Origin of the sequence: Arthrobacter sp. SO5 (assembly GCF_020532805.1) — a bacterium.
Lineage (GTDB): Bacteria > Actinomycetota > Actinomycetes > Actinomycetales > Micrococcaceae > Arthrobacter.
Map to the genome: position 1 here is coordinate 1 of NZ_MQTQ01000068.1, position 22,714 is coordinate 22,714.

The following is a 22,714-nucleotide window of genomic DNA, read 5'->3' on the forward strand; positions in this document are numbered from 1 at the left end:
CGGGGGAGGAGGTGTCGGCGGGAGCGGCGTAGGCACCGCGGGCCAGCTCGATGCCCTCCGCCAGGATCACCTCGGCGGAGTGGCGCAGACCGCTGCCTTCCACACCCTTGACCGGACCAAGGTTCTTGGTGAATACGGGCCACACCCAGGCGTGGACCACCCTGAGTGGAGACTCCACGGCGGAGGCGTACGCCGCCGCCCACCGGACTGCCTGCCGGGCGGATTCTGACCCGTCGTAGCCCACCGCCACAAGGGTCCGGGCCTGCCCTGAAGCTGGTGCCAAGTGCGTCCCTCCGGGTCGGCGGCTGAGTTTCCCAGCCATGCTTCGCCCAGTAGAGCGCAACCCTCCACTTATGCCTAGGGGCTTTGGTCCCCCGGCGCGCCTTTGTCTACGGTGTGTGGCTGCCGTGATTGTGTTCGGTGCCGGCGTGCTCTTCCCGCAGCTTTCGGCCGTGCCGGATGTCCTCTTCTTCCTTTTTCTGGAGCTTCTCGCTTTGCCTGGTATCCCGGGGCGGCAGCTGGATAGTCTCTTCCGCTTCGATCCCGGCCTGGAGCTGGCGGCCGCGTTCCATTTCTGCGTCGAACTCGGCGCCGAACAGCAGCGACATGTTCAGGAGCCAGAGCCACAGCAGCGAGATGATGACGCCGCCGATCGCACCGTAGGTCTTGTTGTAGCTGCTGAAGTTGGCCACGTAGAACGCGAAGGCGAGGGATGCCAGCAGGAAGATCACCAGGGCAATTGCGGAACCCAGGCTCATCCAGCGGAACTTGGGCTGTTTCACGTTGGGGGTGGCGTAGTAGAGGATGGCGATCGCCAGCACCACGAGCAACAGGATGACGGGCCACTTGAGAATGTTCCACGCCGTCAGGACGGCACCGCCCAGCCCGACGGCGGTGCCGACGGACTCGGCCACGGGACCACTGAGGACGAGCATTGCCGCCAGCACCACAACGATCAGCACGGTGGCGATCGTGACGGCGAGCATCGTGCCGCGAAGTTTGATGAACGGCCGGCCCTCGTCGATTTCGTAGATCCGGTTCATGGCCCGGCCAAACGCCCCCACATACCCTGATGCGGACCAGAGAGCGGTGAGAATGCCGATCACCAAGGTGAGACCGGCAGTGGAGGAGCTGCTGAGCTGCTCGATCGGCTGGCGGATCGCTTCCACAGTTTCGGCTGGCGCGAAGCCTTGGATGATCTCCAGGAGCGCGGAGGTGGTCTTTTCAGCCTGCCCGAAAATTCCCAGCAGGGAGACCAGGGCCAGCAGGGCAGGGAAGAGCGAGAGAACCGAATAGTAGGTCAGGGCCGCGGCGAGGTCCGGGCACTGGTCCTTGGTGAATTCGCGCAGAGTTTTCTTAGCGATGAACTTCCACGACGGTTTGGTGACGTCAGCGGGGCTGTCCGGTTTGCGCGAATCGTCGGGGTCCGGGGCCGTGCGGGCCTTGGCCGTGCTGCTCGTCTGCGTTTCAGCGTCGGTCATGGTGTCATTTTCTGCCTTGGCGGAGTACTTGGCCATGGAAATCTTCTTTCATTGGGTTAAGCACGTCGGCCGGCCGCCCGGGCGCGCGTGCGCAGGGAGGCCGGCCGGGTTGGTGCGGGACTACACCTGCTGGACGTTGTCCTTGGCTTCGGTGGTCCGGTCCTTGACATCTGCCACGGCATCCTGGCCATCGGCCTTGACGTGATCGGTGGCGTCGGCGGCCGTTGCTTTGACATTTTCCACGGCTGCCTGCGCGGGCTCCTTGAGTCCCTGGGCCACCTGCTTCGCGGCCTCAGTCAGCTCGGTGGTGAGCGGTTCGGCAGAGCTCTTAAGGGCCTCTGCGGCTTCGCGCTCCTTCTGGCTGGCCGGGATCAGGGCGGACACCAGTAGCCCGGCCCCGAAAGCGATCAGCCCGGCGGCGAGCGGGTTGCCCTGCGTCCTGGCCTTAACCCGGGTGGGGGCATCGCCCATGGCAGCGCCGGCGTCGCCGAACCGGTCCGCGGCACTTCCCGTGGCGGAGTGCATGGTGCCCGCGGCGTGGTCGGCTGTCCCCATGACTTTCTCCTTCACTCCGAAGACCGCGTCCTTGACTTTGTCGGTTTGCCGCTGGACGATGTGCGACGGCGTGACCTTGTCCGCCACGGCGTCCACATTGGTGCCCAGCCGGGCGCGGGTTGCTTCAATATCTGCTCGGATGACATCCGGGTTTTCACTCATCGTTTTTCCTCGCTGGATCTAGGGGGTGGGTTTGAGTGTGGGCGGGATTTCCTGCAGGGTCTCAGCGGTCTGCGGCAGGCCCTTGATAGCTTTCAGCTCCTTGCGGCCCATCGAGGCCAGTACCGCGGCAATGATCCCCCAGACCACGGCGACGACGACGGCGGACCAGCCCAGCCCCATGACGTTCCCGAGCGCCCACCAGAGCGCCAGGGAAACGAACAGGAGCACGAAATGGCCGGCGACACCGGCCCCGGCGAGCATTCCGCTGCCCTTGCCCGCCCGGGTGGCCGATTGCTTGAGTTCGACCTTGGCAAGCTCCACTTCCTGCCGCATCAGGGTGGACATGTCCCGCGTGACGTCTCCGAGGAGATCGCCCAGGGACGAGGATTCAGCCTTGGCGTGCGCTGCGGTGTGCGGCATTTCGGTGCTCATCGACGGCCGCCGTCAAAGGGGTCCTCATGCAGCGGATCAGCGGGCTGCAGCGGTCCGTCGACGACAGGCTCAGAGGCCCAGCGATCCTGCTGGTGTGCCCCGCCTGCTGCCCCGGCGTCGAGCGGGTTGGGCGGGTACATGTCCGCGAAGCCCGCCGTCGTCGTTTCCGGGGCCGGCATCTGAACCGGGGGCGGCGGAACCGCCATCCCGGTGTCGGGAACGCGGGTGACCGGCGCGGCGGGGCCGCCAACGGCGGGGTTTCCGGCCGGTTCGGGGGCACCGGCGCTGAGGCTGCGGCTGAGCCGTCCGGCCAGGATGCCGGCTCCGGCGGCCAGCATCAGGAAGGACCCGGGACGCTGCCGGGCGAAGGACTTCACCTCGGTCAGCAGGGATCCGGGATCCCTGTCGTCGAGCCAGGATGCCACGGCGGAGGACCGCTCGGCGGCCTGGCGTACCAGATCGGTCGCGACGCCGGGCTGATCGGAGGCGGAGGCCATCGTGCGGAGTTCGGTCGAGATGGACCGCAGGCCCTCGGCGACCTTCTGCTGCTGGGTTCCGGCCTGCTCCGTGAGATCGGACTTGGCCTGGTGCAGCAGATCCCGGGCGTTCGTCTTCACCTCTGCAGCGACGTTGGCCGCTTCAGTCTTGGCCGTTTCTGCCACGTTCTGGGCCGAATCCGCGGCCCGGCGGGCGACCTCGCCGGCCTCTTCCTTGGCGGCGTCCGTCGTGGCTGCCGCGCCGTTGGTCGATGACCTGTCGGTGCTGCTGCTTGGCGCCGGCGGAAACGTTGACGCCTGCCGGAGGTCTGCCTGCCGGAGGTCTGCCTGCTGGACGGCCGCCCGGGCGCCGGAACTGTCGTGGGGCCAGTTGTTCTCTGTCATCTTCGCTCTCTTTTCAGGATCGGCTGCTGATCACAAGCCAGCAATGCTGGGACCTAAATAGTAAGCCTGATTACTATAAAATAGTAAGTACCCTTTGTTTATTTCTCCGCAGGAAAAGCAAGCCTGGCCCGGCGGCCGCTGAAGCGGCCCGGTTTCGCGCCGCCGAGGCTCGCCGACGCGCGCCGACGGCCCGCGAGAAAGGCCAAAACCGGGCCACTCCGGCCGGTGGGGGCCAGGCCGGCGGGGCGGGGCCGCCGCCGCCGGTGAACTAGGCTTGAATCATGAGCAAAACGGCGGGCGCCTGATGGCCAAGCGGGGCAAAACAGCCGGCCGGAACACCGGAGGCGCGACGCCGGGAGTGGTGGAAATACCGAAAGGCTCCCGGCCGGACGGCCCGGTTGAGGGCATCTACTACATCGACACCGGCGACTGCGAACTGATCGCGGACCAGGACAACTCCACCGGCTGGCTGCTGCGGATCAACGGGGTGATGAGTTCCCACATCGATCTCGCGGATCCGCTGTTCCTTGATTTCGAATACATGCGCTGGATCTCCGCCCTCGTGGAATCGCGCTGGCCCCGCGAAGCCACGCCGAAGCTGCGCGCGCTTCACCTCGGCGGGGGAGCATGCTCATTGGCCCGCTACTTCCATGCCGCCTACCCCGACGCGCGGCAGGTAGTGGTGGAACTGGACGGGAAGCTGGCCGAGTATGTCCGCGGCTGGTTCGACCTGCCCAAGGCGCCGCTGATGCGCCTGCGCGTGGGGGAGGCCCGGGAGGTCACCGAGAGCCTCACGCCACAGACCCGCGACCTCATCATCCGTGACGTCTTCGCCGGGTCGCTGACCCCGAGGCCGCTCACCACCAGGGACTTCAACGAGCACGCGAAACGGGTCCTGGCGCCCGGCGGGATCTACGTGGTGAACTCCGGGGACGCCCCGGACCTCAAGAACGCCCGCGAGGACGCTGCCACCATCGCGGATGCGTTCGCGCACACGCTGATCATCGCCGATCCCGCCATGCTCAAGGGCCGGCGCTACGGCAACATGGTCATGGCCGGCAGCGATGTGCCGTTCGACGACGACCCCCGGCTGGCGCGGCGGCTGCTCGGCGGCGCCGTGCCGGCCCACATCTGGGATGACGCCAAGGTCCGGGCGTTCGCGGCCGGCGCCCCGGTCCGCCGCGACCCGCCACCCGCGGAAACTGCTCAGCCGCCTGCCCCGTAGCGGCCACTTTGGCTCGGGTGCCCGACGACGGCTACGGAGCCGTCGGGGAGTGCCCGCCCCGGCCCATCAGGGCTTCACGGTGGGCCGCGGTCTGTTCGCGCAGCGCCTGCACCACGGCCGCCACGGCGGGCCGGCGCATGGAGTCGGGCCGCAGCACCATCCAGTACGGCAACAATTCGGCGAACTCCTCCGGAAGCAGCCGGACAAGGTCCGGATGCAGGTCCGCCGCGAAACACGGCAGGAATCCGATCCCGGCACCGGCGCGGGTGGCCTCGACATGAACGAAGACGTTGGTGGAGCTCAGCCCGTCCCGCATGGTCGGCACGAGCCGCCGCGGGGCGTCCAGATCGTCCACCTGCAGCATGGAATCCACGAAGTAGACCAGCGAATGGGACGTCACCTCCTCCACGCTCGTGGGTGTGCCGTACTCGGCGAGGTAGTCGCGCGAGGCATACATCCCCAGCATGTACTCGCCAAGACGCGCGGCCGCCGCCCGGTGCACTTGCGGCTCGCCGACCACCACCTCGATGTCCAGCCCGGAGCGCTGCTGGAGCGCCCGGCGCGTCACGGTGACGATCTCGACGCTGAGCCCGGGATGGTCGCGCCGCACCCGGGCCACGGCCGGGGCGGCAATGTAGGCGCTAAAACCGTCCGTGGCGGTCATGCGGACGACGCCGGTGATGGGATCCGGCGTGCGGCCGGGCTGTTCGAGGGTCCGGATCGCCGACTCCACCTGCTCCGCCACCTGCGCTGCCTCCGCGCCAAGGTCGGTGAGCTCCCAGCCCCCCGAGGCACGAGTGAGGACCCGACCGCCCAGCGCTTTCTCAAGGGCCGCAATCCGGCGTGAAACGGTGGTGTGGTTGAGGCCCAAAGTCTGGGCCGCCGTCGTGAACTTCGCGGAACGTGAGACTGCCAGCAGTACCAGCAGGTCATCGGGGTTCGCTTTCATATCTGCAATTCTGCACATAAGGGGTGCTTGTTTGACCATTGAATCGCCGAGTTTGTGCGGCAATACTCAGTTAAGCTGCTCGGCGCCGTGCACCATGACTCGCCTGGGCCGCCAACGCAGCGACCTGAGGAGTGCAGACATGGAGAGCAGCTTGAACGGACGCAAGGCCCTGGTGACCGGCGGAGCCGGCGGCATCGGCGCCGCGAGCGTGCGCGCACTGGCGGCGCGCGGTGCCAAGGTGGTGATCGCGGATGTGGATGAGGCCGCCGCAGCTGCGCTCGCCGACGAAGTGGGCGGGACCGCCTGGGCAGTCAACCTGCTGGATGTCGAGGCCCTTCAGTCCGTCAGTCTGGACTGCGACATCCTCGTCAACAACGCCGGCATCCAGCGGATCAGCCCCATCGAGGATTTTGACCCGGCAGACTTCCGCCGCATCATCACGCTCATGCTCGAGGCCCCGTTCCTGCTCATCCGCGCCGCGCTGCCGCACATGTACGCGAACAACTTCGGCCGGATCATCAACCTCTCCTCCGTGCATGGCCTCCGCGCCTCGCCGTTCAAGAGCGCCTATGTCTCCGCCAAGCACGGCCTGGAAGGGCTGAGCAAGGTGACTGCGCTGGAAGGCGGCGCACACGGCGTCACGTCCAACTGCATCAACCCGGGCTATGTCCGGACGCCGCTGGTCGAGTCGCAGATTGCCGACCAGGCCAAGGCCCACGGCATCCCGGAGTCAGAGGTGCTGAGCAAGATCATGCTGACCGAGTCTGCCGTGAAGCGGCTGGTGGAGCCTGAAGAAGTCGCCTCCCTCGTCGCGTGGCTCGCCTCGGACGACGCCGGCATGGTGACCGGTGCGAGCTACACCATGGACGGCGGCTGGTCCGCCCGCTAGCCCGAAACACTGCTCCGCCGGGGTCAGACGTGGCGCCCATCCTGTTGGGGACCGCGGGCACGCAGTCTCACCGCGACGCAGTTAGGGGGATTCCTGAGCGGTGTGCTCCGGAGCGTCAGGCGTTGGTGCGGTCGTGGCCGGCTCGGTGGCCCGGCTGATGTAGTCGGCGACGGCCTCCTCGGCAACCCGGAAGGAGCGGCCGACGCGCACGGCGGCGATGGCGTGCGAATTGACGAGCCGGTACACGGTCATTTTCGACACCCGCATCGCTGCGGCCACCTCGGCGATCGTCAGGTAGTGCGTGGACATCGGGGCGGCTGACATGTCAATGCGGCTCCTTCATGGTGCGGCAAGCCGGCAAGCCACGCCGCCGGCTCCGGCGGCAATCGAACTTCCGGCGGTCCGGACCGGCGCTGGAGGGCTCCCCAGCCACTGCTCCGGCCGGTCCGGGACCGCCGTGAAACCAACTGTAGGCGTCTGGCCCATTCGTAACACGCGTAACTTCTACCCCTATTACATCCCTCACCACTTGGGTCACAAGGTGCACTACCTGCCCCGCCTACCTGCCCGGCTATTCGCCCGGCTATTCGCCCGGCCTACTTGCCCGGCTGGAGGTCCGGGGCGCTGCCCACGAGGGCCAGGGTCCCGCCCAGTCCGATCATCATGACTCCGCCGGTGGTGCCCAGTGCTGCGATCCTCCGGGGCGAGCTGGCGAACCAGCGGCGGGCCGTTCCGGCGATCATGGCCCAGCCGCTGTCCGAGACCAGGGCGATCAGCAGGAAGAGTGCCCCCAGCGTGGCCAGTTGGAACGGGATCCCGCCCGCCGGGTAGTCCACAAACTGCGGAAGAACGGCCACAAAGAAGACGATCGATTTGGGGTTCGTGGCGCCCACTATGAAGCCTTCGCGGAGGATCCGGACGGTCGATGCCGGTCGGGTGGGGTCCGCCGCCGTCGGGCCCCTGCCGCGGTGGCGGATCGCCTGGATGCCGAGGTAGAGGAGGTAGGCCGCGCCGGCGAACTTGACCACGCTGAACAGCACGACCGACTGCGCCAGCACCACGCCCACGCCCAGCGCAACCGCGGCGATCTGGACGAGTTCGCCCAACGCGTTCCCGAGCACACTCAACAGCCCGCCCCTGCGTCCCAGGGCCAGCGTCCGCCCGATCACGAACAGCACACTGGGCCCCGGAACGGCGATCAGCAGAAGCGAGGCGAAGGCGAAGGCCAGCAGGTTGGGGGCAGGGACCATGCCTGATTTTAGCCCCGGCCGGGCCGTTTCAGCCCTCATGGCCGACGTCGACAACTATTGACGCCATGTCAAAGTTTCTTTACCTTGACAGGGTCAGCCTCGTTCTCCCGGGAGCCGAAATGTCCGTCGAAATTGTGGCCTACCTCCGGGGCTTCCAGCCGTGGTGAAGCCGACCAGGGTCACCAACTCGATCCGCCGCCTGCGCTTCGAGCGGGGCGAGCTGACGCAGGCGGACCTCGCCGAGCGCATCGGCGTCACGCGCCAGACCGTCATCGCCATCGAGCAGGGCCGCTATTCGCCCTCGCTTGAGCTTGCATTCCAGATTGCCCACGCCCTAAGGGCCCCCCTTGACGACGTGTTCCAGTACCCGGCCACTGAAGGAGAAACACCATGAAGGCGATCAGCCAAGACGTTTACGGTTCCGCCGAGGTGCTGGAGCTGCGCGACGTGGACAAGCCGGTACCCGGCGATGACGACGTACTCATCCGGGTCCGCGCCGCGGGGGTGGACCAGGGTGTCTGGCACCTCATGACGGGGCTGCCGTATCTGACCCGCGCCGTGGGCTTCGGGCTAAGAGTCCCCAAGAACGGTATCCGCGGCCGGGAGGTCGCCGGTGAGGTGGAGGCGGTGGGCCGGAACGTCGTCGGATTCCGGCCCGGCGACGAGGTCTTTGGCACGGGCGAGGGGACCTTTGCTGAATACGTGTGCGCGAAGGAGGGCAAGCTCGCGCTCAAGCCGGCGAACCTCAGCTTTGCGCAGGCCGCGGCCGTACCCATCTCCGCGGCCACGGCGCTCCAGGGCCTCCGCGACAGCGGTCACGTCCAGGCCGGGCAGGGCGTCCTGGTCATCGGCGCGGCCGGCGGCGTGGGGGCCTACGCCGTGCAGCTCGCCAAGGCCTTCGGGGCAGAGGTCACCGGCGTCTGCAGCACCGCGAAGATGGACCTGGTCCGGCGGATCGGAGCGGATCACGTCATCGACTACAAGCATGACGACTTCGCCGACGGCGCCCGGCAGTTCGACCTCATCCTCGACACGGCCGGCAACCGCCGGCTGTCAGTCCTCCGGCGGGCCCTGAAGCCGCGCGGAACCCTCGTCATTGTCGGCGGGGAAGGCGGCGGGCGCTGGACCGGGGGGTTCGGGCGTTCGCTCCGGGCCGCCATGCTGTCCCCGTTCGTGGGCCAGCAGCTCAAGGGCCTCATCGCCGTCGAGCGCGCGGCGGACCTCCGGTTCCTCACGGGACTCATTGAGGCCGGAACGGTGACGCCCGTCATCGACAAGAGCTATCCGCTGGGCGAGGCTGCCGCCGCCATCGAGTACGTGCACGAAGGCCGGGCCCGCGGGAAGGTGGTCATCACGGTGTGAGCTGTCGATTGGACCGCTCTGTGGCGGCACCGGTTCCAGTGCGGCCCTCGACGCCCCTACCTCGCATCGACAATTATCGATATAGTCAGGGTGAGCCACACCGTTGGTTGCGACCCCGCTGGGATGACGGCCTGAAGGGCTGGGGCTCTGTGGTTCAGTATCGAATCGAATCGCCACGAAAGCCAGGGAGAACCGAATGCCTGCTATCCGAATCTACGAATCCGCTCTCTGCTGCGACACCGGCGTCTGCGGCGCTGACATTGCGCGCAACAACCCTTCCAGCGAGCCGACCGCCTTCGCGGAGGACGAGACGGTCCGCGGGTTCGTGTACGTGGTTGGATCCAAGGGGCTTCCGCTCACTATCGACGGCGTTACGGTCGCCGCCGGCACCTCCCCGAGCAGGAAACAGTTGCTGCGGCTGCGGCGGCTCCGCGAGCCGCGGCTAGGTCCGGCGTGAAGTTTCTTGAGAATACGCCCCGGTTCCTGTTTTTCACCGGCAAGGGCGGCGTGGGCAAAACCTCCGTGGCGTGCGCAACAGCGCTCACCCTTGCCGGGGCCGGCAGGAAAGTACTACTGGTCAGCACCGACCCCGCCTCCAATGTGGGGCAGGTTTTCGGGGTGGCCATCGGAAACAGCATCACTCCCGTCCCGGAGGTGCCGGGGCTCTCCGCGCTGGAAATTGACCCGGAGCAGGCGGCCGAAGCCTACCGCGAGCGGATCATTGCCCCCGTCCGCGGACTCCTTCCTGAGGCCGAGCTGGCCAACATCGCCGAGAGCCTGTCGGGTTCGTGCACCACGGAGATTGCCTCCTTCGATGAGTTCACCGACTTGCTCGCCGACGACACGGCCTACGGGGACTACGACCACATCATCTTCGACACCGCCCCGACAGGTCACACAATCCGGCTCCTGCAACTGCCTGGCTCCTGGACCGACTTCCTCGAGGCGGGCAAGGGGGATCCGTCCTGCCTCGGCCCCCTCTCGGGGCTCGAAAAGCACAAACAGGTGTATGCGAAGGCGGTCCAGGCACTCACGGACCCGGCCCGCACCCGCCTTGTCCTGGTCAGTCGGGCCCAGGCCTCGTCCCTGACGGAGATCGAGCGGACCTACCGGGAACTGAACCAGATCGGCATCGCGGGAGGTTTCGTCGTCGTGAACGGCGTCCTGCCGCCTGACGCCGGTGAGGAGGAGCTTGCGCTGGCCCTGCGCGCCCGGGAGTCCGCGGCCATCGCCGCCATTCCTGAGGCGGTCGCCGGCCTTCCGCGCGATGTGCTGGACCTGAAGCCGGGCAACATGGTCGGCATTCCGGCGCTTCAGTCTTTGTTCGTGACCAGTTCCGGTGCCGGTATCACTGACGACACCGTAGTGGTCCACGACATTGAGGATGCCCCGCTGGTTGCCTTGGTGGACGAAGTGGAGCTCGACGGCCATGGCCTCGTCATGTGCATGGGGAAGGGCGGCGTCGGGAAGACCACCGTCGCTGCCGCCATTGCGGTCGCCCTGGCCAGACGCGGACACGCGGTCCACCTCACCACGACCGATCCGGCAGCGCACCTGACCGAAACCCTCCACGGTTCCATCCCGGGCTTGACGGTCTCCCGCATCGACCCGGAAGCGGCCATCCAGGAATATCGACGCCATGTGATGGAGACCAAGGGGAAGAGCCTGGACGATCCAGGACGCGCGGCCCTCGCCGAAGACCTGCTATCTCCGTGCACCGACGAAGTCGCGGTGTTCCGCCAGTTCTCCCGCGTGGTCCAGGAATCCCGCCGGCACTTCGTGGTGATCGACACGGCACCGACCGGCCACACCCTGCTGCTCCTGGATGCCACGGGCTCCTACCACCGGGAGATCGCCCGCCAGGTCGGCGCCAGCAGGGGATTCGTGACACCGCTTATGCGGCTTCAGGATCCGGCGCAGACCAAGGTTGTTCTCGTCACTCTGGCCGAGACAACGCCTGTGCTGGAAGCCGAAGAGCTGCAGGATGACCTGGAAAGGGCCGGAATCCACCCGTGGGCCTGGGTCATCAACAACTCGATCGCAGCGGCCCACCCGCAGGCGTCGTTTCTGCGGGCCCGTGCCGGGAGCGAGATCGAACAGATCACGAAGGTGCACACCCTGACGGGCCGGTTCGCTCTCATTCCCATGCTGGCCGACGAACCTGTTGGTGAAGAGAAGTTGTCGGCCCTGACCATTCGCAGCTCCCAGCCTGTCTGAGCTGGATCCGGGCCCGCAGCGCTTCGTGGCGTTGCAGAAGCGCCAGTGCCCCTGCGCGCGCCGTTCGATCAGGCCGGCCAGTCATCCTCGTGCAGGGGACGGATCGTCACCGCGGACTGTTCAGGTGCGGTCACAGGGTCGCGAGGAGTCCGGCCGTCTTTTCCAGTGCGCCGGGAACAAGTGAGTAATAGGCCCACGTGCCACGCTTTTCGCGGTGCAGCAGGCCGGCGTCGACCAGGATCTTCAGGTGGTGGGAGACGGTGGGCTGGCCCAGGTCCAGCGGTTCGGTCAGATCGCACACGCAGGATTCGCCGGAGGCTTCCGCCTTGACAAGGGAGAGCAGCCGCAGCCGGTTCGGATCCGCCAGCGCCTTGAAGACCAGGGCCTTCTGCTTCGCCTCCTCAGCGCCCAAGGCAGGCATTCCTGCCCGGGCGCAGCAGGATTCATCCGTGGCAGGTTCGAGGATGGGCTGCGAGGTCATGTACTCATTATGCCTTGATATTGATAATCATCAATGTTGGGTCCCAAGGCATCGGGTAGGGGTAGGGGGCGACCCGGCGCGGACCTTGCTGATGCGGAGGCGCAGTGGTGGGCCGGCCAGGTGCCGGTGGAGGCTAGGAGTTGGCCGGTTCGGAACTGCGCGGGAGAACGACGTCGTCCGCGGTGCGGTCCGCGGAGGGGAACAGGGTGAGGAGCAGACCAATGCCGACGGCCGCGCCGACCAGCTGGGCCCCGACGAATCCCGGAACGGAGGCCGGTGCAATGCCGGCGAAGGTGTCACTGAAGATACGGCCCACCGTCACGGCCGGGTTCGCGAACGACGTCGAGGACGTGAACCAGTAGGCGGCTCCGATGTAGGCGCCCACCGCCGGCGCGGCGAGGACGCCACGCTTGGTGGCGGCGAGGGCGAAGATCAGCAGGATCAGCCCGGCAGTAGCGATAACCTCACCCAGCAGATGCCCGGGGGTTGCGCGCTCCTTGGTGGAGATGGAGGTGCCTACCTCAAACATGGCGTTCGCCACAACGCTGCCGCCGATCGCGCCCACTGTCTGCGCCCCGACGTACGTGCAAAGCTCCGGCAGGGTCAGTCCGGTGCCGCTGCGTCGGCCCAGGATCCCGTCCGTGAGGGAGACTGCCGGATTGAAGTGCGCGCCGCTCACGGGCCCGAGCACCAGAATCAGCACCGTCAGGCCCAGCACCGTGGCGGTGCTGTTCTGGAGCAGTTGCAGGCCAATGTCGTTGGGGGACAGCTGCTGGGCGGCGATCCCGGAACCGACGACGATCATCACGAGCAAACTGGTGCCGAGTAGTTCGGCGACGGCACGGCGCCACAGCGGCAGTTGTTGAGAAGTCATACCAACAGCTTGACTCAAGATATTTACTCAGTCAAAATTGAATCAATGAATACTGACCCAGTTGAAGTATTTCGGGCGCGGGTCGCCAGGCATGCGGCCCTGGCCGATCCGGCGCGGCTGCGCATCGTGGATCTGCTGACCCTGGGAGACTTCTCCCCGACGGAGCTGCAGGCAGAGCTGGGGGGAGTGCCGTCAAATCTGCTGTCCCACCATCTGCGCGCACTGGAAAAGGCCGGGCTGGCGACCCGTCACCGCTCCGAAGCCGACAAGCGCCGCAGTTATATCCGTCTTGCTGCCGGAGCCCTGGAAGGCCTGGTGCCGGGAGCCGAGCAGGGGGCCCGGCGCGTCCTGTTCGTCTGCACACGGAACAGCGCCCGGTCCCAACTGGCCGCCGCGCTCTGGCAGCAGGTCAGCGATATACCTTCGGCGTCGGCGGGAACGCATCCCGCGGACCGCATCGCCCGAGGCGCCATCGAGGTCGCCCGCCGTCACGGCGTGGACCTCGCAGACCTTCCGCCGCGCCGGCTGGAGGAGGTGGCGGACGATGAAGACTTCGTGGTGACCGTGTGCGACAACGCCCACGAGGAAATCCCCAACCCGGGAGGGATCCACTGGTCCGTTCCGGATCCGCTCCGACTGAACACCGAGGACGCCTTCGAGGGCGCGTTCTCTGACATCGCACGCCGCATCAGCGACCTCGTACCCCGTCTGCGTGCGGCCTAAAACCAGAACCCGCCAATATTGACAAGTATCGATTTATTGTTTGATACTGAGCGCATCGACAAACATCAATGTCTTGTCAGTAAGGTGCGGGGACCACGACCTCATCACAACCGATCCACACCGAGCTGATTTCCAGGAGAAACCACGTGAGCACCGAAACCGCCAAGAAGCCTTCTGTCCTGTTCGTCTGCGTCCATAACGCCGGCCGCTCCCAGATGGCCGCCGCCTTCCTCACCACCCTGTCCAAGGGCGGGATCGAGGTCCGTTCCGCCGGTTCCGCACCGGCGGACAAGGTCAATCCGGCCGCCGTCGAGGCCATGGCCGAACTCGGCATTGACATGTCCGCGGAAGTCCCCAAGGTCCTCACCACCGAGGCCGTCAAAGAATCCGACGTCGTCATCACCATGGGCTGCGGCGACACCTGTCCGATTTTCCCGGGGAAGCGCTACGAGGATTGGGAACTCGAGGATCCGGCCGGCCAGGGCGTGGACTCCGTCCGGCCGATCCGCGACGACATCAGGGGCCGCATTGAAACCCTGATTTCCGAACTCCTTTACGCCTGACCTGCCATGCGGCCGGTCTCACAAGGAGCGCCCGCAAACAATGACCCGCCACCCCCACGGATGAGACAGAGGACCCCATGGATCTAACCACCACCCTCCCCGTTGCCATCATCGGCGCCGGCCCCGTCGGCCTCGCCGCGGCGGCACACCTGCTCGAGCGCGGCCTGGAGCCGCTCATCCTGGAGGCCGGCGCGACCCCGGCAGCGGCCATCGAGCAGTGGCGCCACATCCGGCTCTTCTCCCCGTGGCGGTACAACACCGACGCCGCCGCCGTCCGCCTGCTCGAGGCCACCGGCTGGGAATCACCGGAGCCCTCGGCGCTGCCCACCGGCGGCGAACTCATCGACCAGTACCTCACCCCGCTGGTTGCACTTCCCGCGATTGCTTCCCGGCTGCAGACCGGCGCGCGCGTCGTCGCTGTGACCCGCCTCGGCATGGACAAGACCCACTCACGCAACCGCGACGCCACCCCCTTCGTGGTCCGGGTCGAGCACGCCGACGGCGAAGTCCGCGACCACCGGGCCGCCGCCGTCATCGACGCGTCCGGCACCTGGTCCACCCGCAACCCGCTCGGCACCTCCGGGCTGCCTCCTGTCGGCGAAGCCGCTGCGGCCTACAGGATTTCCTCGCCACTGCCGGACGTGCTGGGCCGTGACCGGGAAGCGTTTGCCGGCCGCACCGCCGTCGTGGTCGGCGCGGGCCACTCCGCCGCCAACACGCTGATCAATCTCGCCGAACTCGCGGACCAGGTGCCCGGGACGAAGATCGTGTGGGCGATCCGCGGCGCTTCGGCAGCCAAGGTCTACGGGGGCGGCGACGCCGACGGCCTCGCCGCCCGCGGCCAGCTCGGCAGCCGGCTCCGCAGCCTCGTCGAGTCCGGCGCCGTGGAACTGCACACCGGCTTCGGCATCGCCGCCCTCGCAGCTGCCGGCGCCGTCACCTTGACCTCCGCGGACGGCCGTACCCTCGAGGCCGACGTCGTGGTTCCGGCCACCGGGTTCCGCCCGGACCTGGACTTTCTCCGGGAACTCCGGCTGGAACTGGACCCCGGCGTCGAGGCCGCGCGTGAGCTCGGCCCGCTGATCGACCCCGAGTTCCACTCCTGCGGCACCGTCGAGCCGCACGGCGCCAAGGTGCTCGCACACCCGGAGCGGGACTTCTACATTGTCGGCATGAAGTCCTACGGCCGGGCCCCGACCTTCCTACTGGCGACCGGGTACGAACAGGTCCGCTCCGTCGCGGCCGCCCTGGCCGGCGACCGTGAAGCCGCGGACACCGTCCAGCTCGAACTCCCCGAAACCGGCGTCTGCTCCTCGGATATCGGCACCAGCTGCGACGTCCCCGTTGCCGCGAACGCGGGTTTCGTTGCGGAAAGCGACGGCGGCTGCTGCGGAACGCCCGAACCCGTGCTCGTCGGATTCCCCACCGGTCTGGCCCACGGCCGCTCCGGCGCCAACTGACCTGCTTCCCTTGCCTGCGTCAACCGACCACTGGAGAGCTGACATGACTGACCACCCTGAACACAGCCTGGGCCTGCAGGACAACACCGAAGTCCTGCAACGGATCAGCGCGCGCCTGGCCGACCGGTTTGCCGGCGTGTTTGCCGCCGAAACCGTCGAGCGCTACGTCTTCGAGTCCTACGCTGCCCTGGCCCGCACCGCGAAGATCACCACCCATTTGCCCGCTACCACCGAGCACTTCGCGAACGATCGGCTCAGTGCCTTGGCCAAGTCCAAGGGTGCGGTCGCCTCCGGGGTACCCGAAGTTCTGTTTGTCTGCGTGCAGAACGCCGGCCGCTCCCAGATGGCCGCAGCACTACTGACTGTCGAGGCCAAGGGCAGGATCCGCGTCCGGTCCGCCGGTTCCCTGCCCGCGGCCGAACTGGACCCAGCCGTCGTCGCGGCGATGTCCGACATGGGTCTGGACCTCACCCGGGACTACCCGAAGCCACTCACCGACGATGTCGTGCGCGCCTCCGATGTGGTGATCACGATGGGCTGCGGTGACTCGTGCCCGATATACCCGGGCAAACGCTACGAGGACTGGGAGCTTGCAGACCCCGCCGGGCTGCCCGTTGAGGCCGTGCGGATCATCCGCGACGAGATCCACGACCGGGTGAAGGCACTGGCAGCATCACTGCTGAACGACCCCGTCTCAGACAAGGAAGGATCAAACGCATGACCGAGACCACGAAAATGCCCAGCGTTCTGTTTGTCTGCAGCAAGAACGGCGGCAAATCCCAGCTGGCCGCCGGCCTGATGAACCAGCTCGCCGGCGGGGCCGTCACGGTGCACTCCGCAGGCACCAAACCGGGCAAGTCGCTGAACCCCCTGGTGGTGGAGTCCCTGGCCGAACTCGGGATCGACATCACCGGCGAATACCCCAAACCCGTCACCGATCAAGTGCTGGGCGCGGTCGACGTCGTCATCGTCCTGGGCACAGAGGCAAAAGTCGAAGCCCCCGAGGGCAAGCGGCTCGAGGTCTGGGACACGGACGAGCCCTCCGAGCGCGGCATCGAGGGCATGGAACGCATGCGCCTCGTCCGGGACGACATCAAGACCCGGATCCAGAAGCTGCACGCGGAGCTCACCGGGAACTAGGCCGTGCCCGCAGCCGAAGGCTCACGACGCACCCTCGGCCGGTCATCAGAGACCTCGTCCTCGGCGGGGAATGCCGTGTCGACGGAATTCGCTGCCGAGATCCGCCGCTTGACCTGTTCAAGCTCATCTTTGAGCAGGTCAACGGTGGCACGGTATTCATCGAATTCCGCCGTTCGGCGCCTTGCCACTGCGAAACTGATGCCGGCGGCGACAATGGCCAGCGGGAACGACACCAGCAGGGCCCAGCCGGACGCGGCGAGGAAATCCAGCGCTACGGGAAGTGCCTGCTTAAATGCCAGGAACTCGTTCACCCCACCCACCACTCCGTCCAGAGCGGAGTCCAGGGGGCCTAGGAACTGCCCCACCACAGGCGTGCCGGAAAACGAAGGGGCGCTCAGCGGAGCTTCTCCCCCTGCAGACCAGCGCGAATCACCGAAATGGTTCAGGACGTAGATTCCGGCACCAGCGTTGAGGGCCGCGAGGAGCAGGACGGAACCAAGCGCAGTCCAATGAAGCCTGCGCGGACGCCAGAGGCCGGCGACAAGCGCGAAGACTATGGCCGCAACCCAGGAAAAGATGCTGAGTTCGTCGCGGCTCATGCCGCCCAATAGATCCAAGGAATTCCCCGCCCCTTACAGTTGGAGTCGATGTTCGTGCCGGTCCCAAGTGACCCTATCCCAGCCGTAGTTTCTGCAGGAATCTGCAGCAATGACTCCCGGATGTAATGTCCGGGATTCCAGACATCCCGGGATGCGACGGGATGTTCCGGGCTGCCGGGCGGCGCATGATTAAGTACGGGATACCGGATACCGCCGAAGTCGAAGGGGAGCCATGCCAGCGACCAGTACCACCCTGAACAAAGCCGGCGCTGTTTCCCTGCCTGGTGCCGGCGCCGCCCACGCGCGGTCCAAGGTGCCGGCGGCAGAGAACACCCTGCGCATCCTGAAACTGCTGGCCTCCAAGCGCGGGCCGATGGCGGCGTCGAACATTGCCACCGCGCTCGGGTTGCCGCGCTCCAGCGTCTACCACTTGCTGGGCGTGATGGAGGCAAACGGCTTCGTGCTCCACCTCCACGAGGAGCAGCGCTACGGTCTGGGAATCAGCGCCTTCGAGCTCAGCTCCGCCTATTCCCGCCAGGAGCCGTTGTCCCGGCTTGGCCGGCCCCTGCTCGCCTCGCTCGTGGATGTGATCGGCGAAAGCGCCCACCTCGCCGTGCTCCACGGCCGCGATGTGCTTTACATCGTGGAGGAACGGGCCAAGAACCGCCCGTCCCTGGTGACCGACGTCGGCGTACGGCTGCCCAGCCACCTGACCGCCAGCGGGCGCGCAATCCTCGCGGCCCTGCCGAAGTCGCAGGTCAGGGCGCTCTACCCGAATGCGGCCGCATTCAGTGCCCGGCACGTGACCGAATCGCCAATTATGAAGTACTCCGCGCTGTCCTCGCACCTGGACCAGGTCCGGCAGCGCGGCTACGCCACCGAGCACGGCGAGGTGACGCCGGGCTTCGGCTCGATCGCCGCCGCTGTCACGGACCATGTGGGCTGGCCGACGGCCGCGGTCGCCGTGACCTTCCTCGAGGAGAAGCTGCCCGCGGATCAGTGGCCCGCCCTCGCTGCGCGCATCCAGAAGGTCGCGAACGAGCTCTCGATCCGCATCCACGGCCGCCCCGCCAAGGGGTCTGGAATCCCGGACAGCACCCGTCCGCGGGCCCTGTTTGCGCGGCCGCGGACAGGCTTTAGTTGATACAGAACCGCATTCCACGCACCACGAAGAAAACAAAAGGAGCCCCGCATGGCACCCGCCGATTTCACCACCGGTGCCCGCCCGGTCAAAGCAGCCCGCGGCACCACCCTCACCGCCAAGAGCTGGCAGACGGAAGCCCCGCTGCGCATGCTCATGAACAACCTGGACCCGGAGGTGGCCGAACGCCCCGACGACCTCGTGGTGTACGGCGGCACCGGCCGCGCCGTCCGGTCCTGGGCGGCGTTCGACGCGATCACCCGCACTCTGGAAACCCTGGAAAAGGACGAGACCCTCCTGGTCCAGTCCGGCAAGCCGGTCGGCGTTTTCCGCACCAACGAATGGGCCCCGCGCGTCCTCCTGGCCAACTCCAACCTCGTCGGGGACTGGGCGACCTGGCCCGAATTCCGCCGGCTCGAGGCCGAGGGCCTGATGATGTACGGCCAGATGACCGCCGGGTCCTGGATCTACATCGGCACCCAGGGCATCCTGCAGGGCACCTTCGAAACCTTCGCCGCGATCGCCCGCAAGCTCACCGGCGACGAGGACGGCACCCTCGCCGGCACCCTGACCCTCACCGGCGGCTGCGGCGGCATGGGCGGCGCCCAGCCCCTCGCCGTCACCCTGAACGACGGCGCCTGCCTGATTGTCGACGTCGACGAGAGCCACCTGCGCCGCCGCGCCGGCAAGCGCTACCTCGACGAGGTGGAAACGGATCTCGACGCCGCGATCGCCAAGGTCCTGGCGGCCAAGGAAGAGCGCCGCGGCTGGTCCGTGGGCTACGTCGGCAACGCCGCCGAGGTCTTCCCGGAGATCCTGCGCCGCCACAACGCCGGCGAGCTCACCGTGGACATCGTCACGGACCAGACCTCCGCGCACGATCCGCTCAGCTACCTCCCCGAGGGCATCACTGTCGAGGAATGGCACCGCGAAGCCGCCGCAGATCCGGAGGGCTTCACCAAGAAGGCCCAGGCCTCGATGGCCAGGCACGTGGCGGCCATGGTCGAGTTCCAGGACGCCGGCGCCGAGGTCTTCGACTATGGCAACTCCATCCGCGACGAGGCCCGCAAGGGCGGCTACAACCGGGCCTTCGAATTCCCCGGCTTCGTCCCGGCCTACATCCGCCCGCTGTTCTGCGAAGGCATGGGCCCGTTCCGCTGGGTCGCGCTCTCCGGCGACCCCGAGGACATCGCGGTCACGGATGCCGCCATTAAGAACCTTTTTCCCGAGAACAAGCACCTGCACCGCTGGATCGACGCCGCGCAGGAACGGGTCGAGTTCGAAGGCCTTCCGGCCCGCATCTGCTGGCTGGGCTACGGCGACCGCGCCAAGGCCGGGCTGCTCTTCAACCAGCTGGTCAGGGAGGGCAAGGTCAAGGCGCCCATCGTGATCGGCCGGGACCACCTGGACTCCGGCTCCGTCGCCTCCCCGTACCGCGAGACCGAGGCCATGGCCGACGGCTCCGACGCGATCGCCGACTGGCCGCTGCTCAACGCCCTGCTCAACACCGCCTCCGGCGCCACCTGGGTCTCGATCCACCACGGCGGCGGCGTCGGCATCGGCCGTTCCATCCACGCCGGCCAGGTTTCCGTCGCCGACGGCACGGACCTCGCCGCCCAGAAGCTCGAACGCCTCCTCACCAACGACCCCGGCATGGGCGTCATCCGCCACGCCGACGCCGGCTACGACCGCGCCGTCGAGGTCGCCAAGGAACGCGGCGTCCGCATCCCCATGGACTCAGTCCTGAACGAAAAGTAGGAACACCCCATGACCCTAACCACCCACTCACCGCTCACCGTCACCCTCGGCTCCAGCGGCGTCACCCCCGAGGACGTCGTCGCCGTCGCCAGGCACGACGCCCGGGTGACCATCTCCCGGGACGCGCTCGACGCCGTCGCCAAGGTCCGCGCCCACATCGATAACCTCGCGCACAGCGAGACTCCGGCTTACGGCATCTCCACCGGGTTCGGCGCCCTGGCCAACCGGCACATCCCGACCGACCTGCGCACCCAGCTGCAGAAATCGCTGATCCGCAGCCACGCCGCCGGCATGGGTCCGGCCGTGGAGCGCGAGGTGGTGCGCGGCATCATGTTCCTGCGCGCCAAGACCCTCGCCTCCGGCCGCACCGGCGTCCGCCCCGTCGTGCTGCAGACCATGGTGGACGTCCTGAACGCCGGCATCACCCCGGTGGTCCGCGAATTCGGCTCCCTCGGCTGCTCCGGCGACCTCGCGCCGCTGTCCCACTGCGCGCTGGTCCTCATGGGCGAAGGCGAAGCCACCGGCCCGGACGGCACGTTGTTCGGGAGCAAGGGCGGCCGCCCGGTCGCGGAACTCCTCGCCGCCCACGGGATCGACCCCGTCACCCTGGCCGAAAAGGAAGGCCTGGCCCTCGTCAACGGCACCGAAGGCATGCTGGGCATGCTGCTGATGGCCATCGCGGACATCCGCCAGCTGCTCACGACGGCGGACATCACCGCCGCGCTCAGTGTCGAGGCGCTGCTCGGCACGGACCAGGTGTTCCTGCCCGAGCTGCACGCCGCGCTCCGGCCGCATCCGGGCCAGGCCGCCGCCGCGGACAACATGCTGCGGGTCCTGTCCAATTCCCCGATTGTCGCCTCGCACCGGATCAACGACACCAAGGTCCAGGACGCGTACTCGCTGCGCTGCGCACCCCAGGTGGCCGGCGCGGTACGCGACACCGTGGACCACGCGGCACTGGTGGCCTCCCGCGAGCTGGCCGCCGCGATCGACAATCCGGTGGTCCTGCCCGACGGCCGGGTCAGCTCCAACGGGAACTTCCACGGCGCCCCGGTGGCCTACGTGCTGGACTTCCTCGCGATCGCCGTCGCGGACCTGAGCTCCATCGCCGAACGCCGGACCGACCGGATGCTCGATCCTGCCCGCTCGCACGGGCTGCCGGCCTTCCTGGCAGCGGACCCCGGCGTCGATTCCGGCCTCATGATCGCCCAGTACACCCAGGCGGGGCTGGTCTCGGAGAACAAGCGGCTGGCCGTCCCGGCGTCGGTGGACTCGATCCCCAGCTCCGCGATGCAGGAAGACCACGTCTCGATGGGCTGGCACGCGGCACGCAAGCTCCGCCGCGCGGTCGAGAACCTGCGCCGCGTCCTCGCCATCGAGCTGGTGACCTCGGCCCGGGCGCTGGACATCCGCACCCAGGTCTCCAGCGGCGAGCTTAGCCCCGGCCCTGCGGGGGCAGCCGTGATTGCGGCCCTGCGTGAGGTTGTCGACGGCCCCGGGACGGACAGGTTCCTCTCCCCGGAGCTGGAGGCGGCGGACCTGCTGGTAGCCTCGGGCAATGTCCGGGCGGCCGCCGAATCCGCCGTCGGGAATCTCGCCTAAAGGGAAACGAAATGCAGGTTCGTCATACGTTTCCCGGCGCCCCCGAAATACTTGGCAACACGGCACGCGGGGGCCCGTGAACTGTAGTACAAAGGGAAGGCCACACCAAGGAAGTTGTGGCGAAGAACCTATACAAAGGGGTAGAAGTTCATGAAATCACGCGGGACGGTTATGTCCAGGCGCCTTGCATCCGCGGCGACGGTGTCCGACTGGGGAAGCCTCAAAGCCGGCGATCGGGTCGAAATCCTCAAGCACTCACAGATTTCGGCGGCCGGTGAGGTCGAAGAAGTCTCCTCCAGCGGCAACGTGCTCTGGCTGGTCCCGGCGGACCCGTCGGAGACGCAGGTCTTCCTGAAGTCCGACGGTGTGCAAGTGCGGTATAGCTAGCACGGTGTCCCAAGAACGTCAGCCAGTTCAGCGGCCCGGCCGCCCGCGCGGCTAGTGCGAGGCAAACGGCGGCGGCCCCAGGAGCACGATTCCACCGTTTTTCCGCGCGGATTCCTGGACTTTGCCGAAGTCCACCAGGCCGGTCTGGGCAGGGTCGTCGCCGGACAGGGGTGTGCTCGCGTCCCAGTAGAAGGCCTCGCAGCAGCCGGGTGTGTGCAGGCAGAGCATCCGGGCGGATCCTGACAGCACCATGAAGGCGTGCGGCACGCCTCTCGGCGCCATGGCCAGACCGCCGGCGCCGATTCGGTGTTCGGCACCGTCCATGTGCATGAGGATCTCGCCGTCCAGGATGTACATGGTCTCGTCCGAATCGGGGTGGCTGTGTAGCGGTGTCATCTTGCCGCCGGTCATCTGGTCCTCAAACAACAGGAACGCGCCGCCGGTTTCTTCCACCCGGGCTTTCCAGACGTGGACTCCGCCGCCGAAGAACCAGCGGCGCTCGCCCTGGCCTTCCCTGCGGATGATGGCTGCCTGGCTGCTGACCGTTTCCATAGGATCGCCTCTTCGATTGTTTATGGGACAT

Annotated in this window: 27 protein-coding genes; 15 read left to right on the forward strand and 12 right to left on the reverse strand. The window is 67.4% G+C overall.

Translation table 11 applies throughout. The annotated features are described in order from the left end of the window. The 5 genes from BJG92_RS12580 to BJG92_RS12600 form a co-directional block, all read right to left on the reverse strand. On the reverse strand, positions 1 to 283 hold a 283-nt coding region (locus tag BJG92_RS12580), incomplete at its 3' end, for a universal stress protein (RefSeq protein ID WP_232084347.1). A gap of 106 nt (positions 284 to 389) precedes the next feature. Then, positions 390 to 1,517, reverse strand: coding sequence for a YihY/virulence factor BrkB family protein (locus BJG92_RS12585; protein WP_232084348.1), 1,128 nt, complete (start codon positions 1,515 to 1,517; stop codon positions 390 to 392). 84 nt (positions 1,518 to 1,601) lie between these two features. Continuing rightward, positions 1,602 to 2,198, reverse strand: coding sequence for a DUF3618 domain-containing protein (locus BJG92_RS12590; protein ID WP_232084349.1), 597 nt, complete (start codon positions 2,196 to 2,198; stop codon positions 1,602 to 1,604). 18 nt (positions 2,199 to 2,216) lie between these two features. Further along, complete coding sequence (locus BJG92_RS12595; RefSeq protein ID WP_374199798.1) at positions 2,217 to 2,618, reverse strand: phage holin family protein; 402 nt, start codon at positions 2,616 to 2,618, stop codon at positions 2,217 to 2,219. Positions 2,619 to 2,626: 8 nt separating this feature from the next. After that, positions 2,627 to 3,511, reverse strand: coding sequence for a hypothetical protein (locus BJG92_RS12600; RefSeq protein ID WP_232084351.1), 885 nt, complete (start codon positions 3,509 to 3,511; stop codon positions 2,627 to 2,629). A 304-nt stretch (positions 3,512 to 3,815) separates the two neighbouring features. On the opposite strand from BJG92_RS12600, the gene BJG92_RS12605 reads away from it, so the two are divergent. Beyond that, positions 3,816 to 4,736: a spermidine synthase gene (locus BJG92_RS12605; protein ID WP_232084449.1), complete on the forward strand. Its 921-nt coding sequence runs from the start codon at positions 3,816 to 3,818 to the stop codon at positions 4,734 to 4,736. A 31-nt stretch (positions 4,737 to 4,767) separates the two neighbouring features. Here the strand turns inward: BJG92_RS12605 and BJG92_RS12610 are convergent, their stop codons facing one another. Next, positions 4,768 to 5,685, reverse strand: coding sequence for a LysR family transcriptional regulator (locus tag BJG92_RS12610; protein ID WP_232084352.1), 918 nt, complete (start codon positions 5,683 to 5,685; stop codon positions 4,768 to 4,770). A gap of 139 nt (positions 5,686 to 5,824) precedes the next feature. Between BJG92_RS12610 and BJG92_RS12615 the strand changes: the two genes are divergently transcribed. After that, positions 5,825 to 6,574 carry a 3-hydroxybutyrate dehydrogenase gene (locus tag BJG92_RS12615; protein ID WP_232084353.1) on the forward strand — a complete coding sequence of 250 codons (750 nt, stop codon included), beginning with the start codon at positions 5,825 to 5,827 and terminating at the stop codon, positions 6,572 to 6,574. Between the two features lie 81 nt (positions 6,575 to 6,655). On the opposite strand, the gene BJG92_RS12620 is transcribed toward BJG92_RS12615, so the two are convergent. Beyond that, positions 6,656 to 6,898: a helix-turn-helix domain-containing protein gene (locus tag BJG92_RS12620; protein ID WP_232084354.1), complete on the reverse strand. Its 243-nt coding sequence runs from the start codon at positions 6,896 to 6,898 to the stop codon at positions 6,656 to 6,658. Between the two features lie 272 nt (positions 6,899 to 7,170). Further along, entirely contained in the window at positions 7,171 to 7,824 is a 654-nt protein-coding gene (locus BJG92_RS12625) for a LysE family translocator (protein ID WP_232084355.1), read from the reverse strand. A 160-nt stretch (positions 7,825 to 7,984) separates the two neighbouring features. On the opposite strand from BJG92_RS12625, the gene BJG92_RS12630 reads away from it, so the two are divergent. The 4 genes from BJG92_RS12630 (at position 7,985) to arsA (ending at position 11,403) form a co-directional block, all read left to right on the forward strand. After that, positions 7,985 to 8,218, forward strand: a complete 234-nt coding sequence (locus BJG92_RS12630) for a helix-turn-helix transcriptional regulator (RefSeq protein ID WP_232084356.1) — start codon at positions 7,985 to 7,987, stop codon at positions 8,216 to 8,218. Then, positions 8,215 to 9,186: an NAD(P)-dependent alcohol dehydrogenase gene (locus tag BJG92_RS12635; RefSeq protein ID WP_232084357.1), complete on the forward strand. Its 972-nt coding sequence runs from the start codon at positions 8,215 to 8,217 to the stop codon at positions 9,184 to 9,186. Before BJG92_RS12630 ends, BJG92_RS12635 begins: the two co-directional genes overlap by 4 nt. A 196-nt stretch (positions 9,187 to 9,382) precedes the next feature. Next, positions 9,383 to 9,643: an arsenic metallochaperone ArsD family protein gene (locus BJG92_RS12640; RefSeq protein ID WP_232084358.1), complete on the forward strand. Its 261-nt coding sequence runs from the start codon at positions 9,383 to 9,385 to the stop codon at positions 9,641 to 9,643. Next, on the forward strand, positions 9,640 to 11,403 hold the full coding sequence (arsA, locus tag BJG92_RS12645; protein ID WP_232084359.1) for an arsenical pump-driving ATPase: 1,764 nt from the start codon (positions 9,640 to 9,642) through the stop codon (positions 11,401 to 11,403). Before BJG92_RS12640 ends, arsA begins: the two co-directional genes overlap by 4 nt. A gap of 130 nt (positions 11,404 to 11,533) precedes the next feature. Here the strand turns inward: arsA and BJG92_RS12650 are convergent, their stop codons facing one another. Beyond that, complete coding sequence (locus BJG92_RS12650; RefSeq protein WP_232084360.1) at positions 11,534 to 11,884, reverse strand: metalloregulator ArsR/SmtB family transcription factor; 351 nt, start codon at positions 11,882 to 11,884, stop codon at positions 11,534 to 11,536. A 133-nt stretch (positions 11,885 to 12,017) separates the two neighbouring features. Further along, complete coding sequence (locus tag BJG92_RS12655) at positions 12,018 to 12,758, reverse strand: MIP/aquaporin family protein (protein ID WP_232084361.1); 741 nt, start codon at positions 12,756 to 12,758, stop codon at positions 12,018 to 12,020. Positions 12,759 to 12,803: 45 nt separating this feature from the next. On the opposite strand from BJG92_RS12655, the gene BJG92_RS12660 reads away from it, so the two are divergent. The 5 genes from BJG92_RS12660 to BJG92_RS12680 all read left to right on the forward strand — a co-directional run bounded on the left by BJG92_RS12660 (position 12,804) and on the right by BJG92_RS12680 (position 16,644). Beyond that, positions 12,804 to 13,481, forward strand: a complete 678-nt coding sequence (locus BJG92_RS12660; RefSeq protein ID WP_232084362.1) for a helix-turn-helix domain-containing protein — start codon at positions 12,804 to 12,806, stop codon at positions 13,479 to 13,481. 146 nt (positions 13,482 to 13,627) lie between these two features. Continuing rightward, positions 13,628 to 14,044, forward strand: coding sequence for an arsenate reductase ArsC (locus BJG92_RS12665; RefSeq protein ID WP_232084363.1), 417 nt, complete (start codon positions 13,628 to 13,630; stop codon positions 14,042 to 14,044). Positions 14,045 to 14,121: 77 nt separating this feature from the next. Next, entirely contained in the window at positions 14,122 to 15,504 is a 1,383-nt protein-coding gene (locus BJG92_RS12670; RefSeq protein ID WP_232084364.1) for an FAD-dependent oxidoreductase, read from the forward strand. 43 nt (positions 15,505 to 15,547) lie between these two features. Continuing rightward, positions 15,548 to 16,225 carry an arsenate reductase ArsC gene (locus BJG92_RS12675; RefSeq protein WP_232084365.1) on the forward strand — a complete coding sequence of 226 codons (678 nt, stop codon included), beginning with the start codon at positions 15,548 to 15,550 and terminating at the stop codon, positions 16,223 to 16,225. Next, complete coding sequence (locus BJG92_RS12680) at positions 16,222 to 16,644, forward strand: low molecular weight phosphatase family protein (protein ID WP_232084366.1); 423 nt, start codon at positions 16,222 to 16,224, stop codon at positions 16,642 to 16,644. Before BJG92_RS12675 ends, BJG92_RS12680 begins: the two co-directional genes overlap by 4 nt. Here the strand turns inward: BJG92_RS12680 and BJG92_RS12685 are convergent. Continuing rightward, positions 16,641 to 17,243: a hypothetical protein gene (locus BJG92_RS12685; RefSeq protein WP_232084367.1), complete on the reverse strand. Its 603-nt coding sequence runs from the start codon at positions 17,241 to 17,243 to the stop codon at positions 16,641 to 16,643. The genes BJG92_RS12680 and BJG92_RS12685 overlap by 4 nt on opposite strands. Positions 17,244 to 17,475: 232 nt before the next feature. On the opposite strand from BJG92_RS12685, the gene BJG92_RS12690 reads away from it, so the two are divergent. From BJG92_RS12690 to BJG92_RS12705, 4 genes are all read left to right on the forward strand, one after another. Beyond that, the gene (locus BJG92_RS12690) at positions 17,476 to 18,387 is read left to right on the forward strand and encodes an IclR family transcriptional regulator (protein ID WP_232084368.1); all 912 of its coding nucleotides are present in this window, start codon (positions 17,476 to 17,478) and stop codon (positions 18,385 to 18,387) included. Positions 18,388 to 18,435: 48 nt separating this feature from the next. Beyond that, positions 18,436 to 20,142 carry a urocanate hydratase gene (locus tag BJG92_RS12695; protein ID WP_232084369.1) on the forward strand — a complete coding sequence of 569 codons (1,707 nt, stop codon included), beginning with the start codon at positions 18,436 to 18,438 and terminating at the stop codon, positions 20,140 to 20,142. Between the two features lie 9 nt (positions 20,143 to 20,151). After that, complete coding sequence (gene hutH / locus BJG92_RS12700; protein ID WP_232084370.1) at positions 20,152 to 21,744, forward strand: histidine ammonia-lyase; 1,593 nt, start codon at positions 20,152 to 20,154, stop codon at positions 21,742 to 21,744. Between the two features lie 150 nt (positions 21,745 to 21,894). Next, positions 21,895 to 22,131, forward strand: coding sequence for a hypothetical protein (locus BJG92_RS12705; RefSeq protein WP_232084371.1), 237 nt, complete (start codon positions 21,895 to 21,897; stop codon positions 22,129 to 22,131). 51 nt (positions 22,132 to 22,182) lie between these two features. On the opposite strand, the gene BJG92_RS12710 is transcribed toward BJG92_RS12705, so the two are convergent. Next, positions 22,183 to 22,683 carry a cupin domain-containing protein gene (locus tag BJG92_RS12710; RefSeq protein ID WP_232084372.1) on the reverse strand — a complete coding sequence of 167 codons (501 nt, stop codon included), beginning with the start codon at positions 22,681 to 22,683 and terminating at the stop codon, positions 22,183 to 22,185. Between the last annotated feature and the right edge of the window lie 31 nt (positions 22,684 to 22,714).

Excerpts from the sequence above, each read along its gene's own strand:
- BJG92_RS12585 (WP_232084348.1), bottom strand. The coding sequence starts at position 1,517 with ATGGCCAAGTACTCCGCCAAGGCAGAAAATGACACCATGACCGACGCT.
- BJG92_RS12590 (WP_232084349.1), bottom strand. The coding sequence starts at position 2,198 with ATGAGTGAAAACCCGGATGTCATCCGAGCAGATATTGAAGCAACCCGC.
- BJG92_RS12595 (WP_374199798.1), bottom strand. The coding sequence starts at position 2,618 with ATGCCGCACACCGCAGCGCACGCCAAGGCTGAATCCTCGTCCCTGGGC.
- BJG92_RS12600 (WP_232084351.1), bottom strand. The coding sequence starts at position 3,511 with ATGACAGAGAACAACTGGCCCCACGACAGTTCCGGCGCCCGGGCGGCC.
- BJG92_RS12605 (WP_232084449.1), top strand. The coding sequence starts at position 3,816 with ATGGCCAAGCGGGGCAAAACAGCCGGCCGGAACACCGGAGGCGCGACG.
- BJG92_RS12610 (WP_232084352.1), bottom strand. The coding sequence starts at position 5,685 with ATGAAAGCGAACCCCGATGACCTGCTGGTACTGCTGGCAGTCTCACGT.
- BJG92_RS12615 (WP_232084353.1), top strand. The coding sequence starts at position 5,825 with ATGGAGAGCAGCTTGAACGGACGCAAGGCCCTGGTGACCGGCGGAGCC.
- BJG92_RS12620 (WP_232084354.1), bottom strand. The coding sequence starts at position 6,898 with ATGTCAGCCGCCCCGATGTCCACGCACTACCTGACGATCGCCGAGGTG.
- BJG92_RS12625 (WP_232084355.1), bottom strand. The coding sequence starts at position 7,824 with ATGGTCCCTGCCCCCAACCTGCTGGCCTTCGCCTTCGCCTCGCTTCTG.
- BJG92_RS12635 (WP_232084357.1), top strand. The coding sequence starts at position 8,215 with ATGAAGGCGATCAGCCAAGACGTTTACGGTTCCGCCGAGGTGCTGGAG.
- BJG92_RS12640 (WP_232084358.1), top strand. The coding sequence starts at position 9,383 with ATGCCTGCTATCCGAATCTACGAATCCGCTCTCTGCTGCGACACCGGC.
- BJG92_RS12650 (WP_232084360.1), bottom strand. The coding sequence starts at position 11,884 with ATGACCTCGCAGCCCATCCTCGAACCTGCCACGGATGAATCCTGCTGC.
- BJG92_RS12655 (WP_232084361.1), bottom strand. The coding sequence starts at position 12,758 with ATGACTTCTCAACAACTGCCGCTGTGGCGCCGTGCCGTCGCCGAACTA.
- BJG92_RS12660 (WP_232084362.1), top strand. The coding sequence starts at position 12,804 with ATGAATACTGACCCAGTTGAAGTATTTCGGGCGCGGGTCGCCAGGCAT.
- BJG92_RS12670 (WP_232084364.1), top strand. The coding sequence starts at position 14,122 with ATGGATCTAACCACCACCCTCCCCGTTGCCATCATCGGCGCCGGCCCC.
- BJG92_RS12675 (WP_232084365.1), top strand. The coding sequence starts at position 15,548 with ATGACTGACCACCCTGAACACAGCCTGGGCCTGCAGGACAACACCGAA.
- BJG92_RS12680 (WP_232084366.1), top strand. The coding sequence starts at position 16,222 with ATGACCGAGACCACGAAAATGCCCAGCGTTCTGTTTGTCTGCAGCAAG.
- BJG92_RS12685 (WP_232084367.1), bottom strand. The coding sequence starts at position 17,243 with ATGAGCCGCGACGAACTCAGCATCTTTTCCTGGGTTGCGGCCATAGTC.
- BJG92_RS12690 (WP_232084368.1), top strand. The coding sequence starts at position 17,476 with ATGCCAGCGACCAGTACCACCCTGAACAAAGCCGGCGCTGTTTCCCTG.
- BJG92_RS12695 (WP_232084369.1), top strand. The coding sequence starts at position 18,436 with ATGGCACCCGCCGATTTCACCACCGGTGCCCGCCCGGTCAAAGCAGCC.
- hutH (WP_232084370.1), top strand. The coding sequence starts at position 20,152 with ATGACCCTAACCACCCACTCACCGCTCACCGTCACCCTCGGCTCCAGC.
- BJG92_RS12705 (WP_232084371.1), top strand. The coding sequence starts at position 21,895 with ATGAAATCACGCGGGACGGTTATGTCCAGGCGCCTTGCATCCGCGGCG.
- BJG92_RS12710 (WP_232084372.1), bottom strand. The coding sequence starts at position 22,683 with ATGGAAACGGTCAGCAGCCAGGCAGCCATCATCCGCAGGGAAGGCCAG.